Annotated in this window: 2 protein-coding genes; both read right to left on the bottom strand. The window is 64.7% G+C overall.

Annotation, left to right across the window (positions count from 1 at the left end; genetic code table 11):
* On the bottom strand, nt 1-1,602 hold a 1,602-nt coding region (locus ACS5PK_RS22570; protein WP_439442510.1), incomplete at its 3' end, for a condensation domain-containing protein.
* Nucleotides 1,599-2,334 (bottom strand): non-ribosomal peptide synthetase (locus ACS5PK_RS22565; RefSeq protein WP_439442509.1); only part of this gene is annotated, 736 nt, incomplete at its 5' end. The genes ACS5PK_RS22570 and ACS5PK_RS22565, both read right to left, overlap by 4 nt.

Raw genomic sequence — 2,334 nt, 5'->3', positions numbered from 1 at the left:
CCTCAGATCCCCCTGCCCTCCTTCCCGCAGCGCCTGCTCCAGGCTCTCCAGCGCCTGGGCCATCAGCGCGCAGACTTCTTGCGCACGACCCCGACCGGCCACCTGCGCGGTCAGCATCAGTCCAGCGCCGCTGTCGTCCACGTCCATGTTGAACGGGTAGTTGCTGCTTTCCTCCGAATGGACCAGTTCTAGGCCGAGATCCTCAGACCACCGCTGAGGCAGTGTCTCGATGTCCTGGCTGTGTCGGTAGTTCAGGAGTGCGCTGAACAGCACCTTGTCGCCAGGCAGCTCACTGCAACGCTTGGCCAGGGACAACGGCGCATGCTCATGCTGCAGCAGCCGGGCGAGGTCAATATGAGCCTGCAGCAAGGCATCGGCAGCGGCCTTTCCGCTCAAGCGAACCCGCAATGGCAGGGTGTTGATGTAAAGACCCAGCGCACGATCCGCACCCGGTCCGGCCTGCATGCGCCCGAACATCACGGTGCCGAACACCACATCCTCTCGACCTGACAGCGCGCCCAACACCATCGCATAGGCCAGATGGCACACGCTGGCCATGCTCTGACCGCGGGAACGCACCAGTACTCGCAAGCTGGCGACCAGGGACCTGTCGACTTGCCGCTGAGCCTGTTCGATGCCCAGGCCGCTCCCCATCACGTCGTCAAGGCCGTATGGGGTCGTTGGCTCATCAATGCCCGCCAGCATCTGACGAAAGAACCGCTCGTGCTCTTCGCGGGGCATCGCGAACTTTGTCTGCGCCACGTAGTTGCGGTAGGGCTGCGGGGGGGCCAGCAGGTCTTCGCGCCCCATCAGGAGCGCCTCAATCTCCTGCTGAACCGTGTCCAGGGCGGTGTGATCGATGGCCAGGTGTTGCACCAGCAAGGCCAGCAGCCAGGGCTCCCCATCCGTGGCGGGGTCGAGCTCGCGGGCAATGCGCGCCTGCAACATGGGCGCTTGACGCACGTCCAGGCGGAGGCGGCGCGGATCGGATTGGCTCACCATCTCCGCGCTGCTCATGGCAGGTAGTTCCAGCACCGGAAGCGATGCAGAGCGCTGCACAAGCTGGACTGGCTCCGACAGTGCTTCCCAATGCACCGAGCTGCGCAGGACGTCATGGCGGTCGATGACCCGCTGCAAGGCCGACAGGTAGCCGTCCAACTGATCTCGGCGCCTGAAGCGCATCACACTGCGCAGCAGATAGACGTCCCCCCCTTTTTCCATCAGGTGATGGAAGAGCATGCCCTCTTGAAGCGGGGCCAGCGGGTAGATGTCCTGAATGTTGGCGGCGCCGCCATCAACCTGGCGGATCAATCCATCGATCTGTGCCTGGGTCAGTTGCACCAAGGGCAGCATCTCCGGCCTGATCGTCGTGGCGCCTTCGGGGATAGCCGCCGGCGGGGCAAGCACCTGGCCGCCGTCCTGTACGCTGATCGCCCCTCCCTTCAGCTCGGCGATCAGCGCAGCCTTGTTCTGACGCAGGAGTGTCAGCAACTCCAGATCATCGAGGACGCCCTCCTCCGCCTTGACCGATAGTTCATCTCCCTTCAAGGAGAGGGCAAGGCCCCGGGCATTCAGGCTGCGCAGAAGCTCGGCAGTGGTCATAGAACAATTTCCCTGATTCGTTTGGTGCCGGCGGCAAATCGCGCCAGCGTCGGTGACTGGAACAAGGTCGAGGCGTCGGCGCTCAGCGATGCCTGGCGCATGCGCTCAAGCAGGCGAAGCGTCAGTAGCGAGTGCCCGCCCAGCTCGAAGAAGTTGTCATGCCGCCCCACCAAAGGCCGGCCCAGAAGCTCCGACCAAATGGCCGCAAGCTCGGCCTCAATGGCACCCTCAGGTGCCACATAGCGTTCAGCATGGAAGGCATCGTCGTCCGGCGGCGGCAGTGCCTTCCGGTCTAGCTTTCCGTTGAGTGTGATCGGAAGTTGTGGCAACCAGACGAAAGCGCTTGGCACCATGTAATCGGGCAGTTCTGCGTCCATGTACTCACGCAGATCCCGCGGCGGCAGGGGCGTCGCTGCATCACTCAGGGTGTAGTAGGCCACCAGGCGCTTGTCGCCGGCCTCGGTCTGGTCCACCACGACGACGGCCTGCGCCACCGCCGGGTGCTCTTGCAGCCGGCTCTGCACCTCGCCGGGCTCCACGCGGAAGCCCCGCAGCTTGACCTGCTGGTCGCGTCGGCCCATGAACTCCAGGGTGCCGTCCTCCCGCCAACGGCCCAGGTCCCCGCTGCGATACAGCCGCTGGCCTGGCTTGAGCGGATGCTCGATGAAGGCCTGCGCCGTCAGCTCGGGCTGGTTCAGATAGCCCAGGGCCAGGCCTTGCCCCCCGATGCAG

This window comes from Roseateles sp. DB2, from assembly GCF_051857535.1.
Classification (GTDB): Bacteria; Pseudomonadota; Gammaproteobacteria; order Burkholderiales; family Burkholderiaceae_C; genus Roseateles_B.
This window is presented reverse-complemented; position numbering and strand designations above follow the sequence as displayed.